The sequence below is a fragment of the Mesorhizobium sp. M0185 genome, assembly GCF_040322175.1.
Taxonomy (GTDB): domain Bacteria; phylum Pseudomonadota; class Alphaproteobacteria; order Rhizobiales; family Rhizobiaceae; genus Mesorhizobium.
On the sequence record NZ_JAMYSY010000130.1, the window covers coordinates 1 to 786 of the forward strand.

Below are 786 nucleotides of genomic sequence, written 5' to 3' on the forward strand. Positions count from 1 at the left end.
CCGGACATATGGACGCAAGCGATCGAAAACGACGCAAAACAACCGTTGCAGGCAGGGCGCCGTCCACATATGGATCCCAGGGTCTCCGCGACGGAGCTTCGCTCCTGCTTCGCCCAGGGATGACGAAGGTGAGGGGCCTGGGCCAGCCTTACGGTCTTGCCTCAGCGCGTCAATTGCTGATTCATCCAAGGCGGTTAGCCGCCTTTTCTCCCGACCTGATTCAACGACCTCGCATAACGATTCAAAGCGAAAGGACCAAGCCATGGCCACGACGAAACTTCTGACCGATGCCGAGGTCCAGGCGATTCCCGCCGTGAAGGCTGTGTTCGACGATATCCGCGCGACGCGCAAATCCGACTTCGTCAACAATTTCTGGCGCGGGCTGGCCAATGATCCGGTTTCGCTGAAGCGGGTCTGGGAGCAGCTCAAAGCGGTGATGGTCGCTGACAGCGCCATCGATCCGCTTACCAAGGAGATGATCTACATCGCCGTCTCGACCGCCAATGGCTGCTCCTATTGCGTCCACTCGCACACCGCCGCAGCGCGGGCCAAAGGCATGACCGATGCGCAGCATGGCGAACTGGTGTCGATCATCGGGCTGGCCGGGCAAACCAACCAGATGGTGACAGCGCTGCAGATCCCGGTCGATCCGGAGTTCGAGGTGCGGTGAGGTGAGGCGCGGCGCCTTCCCTTCTCCCCTTTGTTTGGACCGGAGACATCGCGAACAGGTGTGCGAGGACATCGCGAACAGTTTGGCGCGCTTTGCGCCGGGAGGTTCGGGATGCC

General features: G+C 61.1%; 1 protein-coding gene. It reads left to right on the top strand.

What is annotated here, in order from left to right:
- The first annotated feature begins 262 nt into the window (after positions 1–262).
- Positions 263–670: a carboxymuconolactone decarboxylase family protein gene (locus tag NKJ20_RS34055; protein WP_352749973.1), complete on the top strand. Its 408-nt coding sequence runs from the start codon at positions 263–265 to the stop codon at positions 668–670.
- The last annotated feature ends 116 nt before the right edge of the window (positions 671–786 follow it).

Excerpts from the sequence above, each read along its gene's own strand:
- NKJ20_RS34055 (WP_352749973.1), top strand. The coding sequence starts at position 263 with ATGGCCACGACGAAACTTCTGACCGATGCCGAGGTCCAGGCGATTCCC.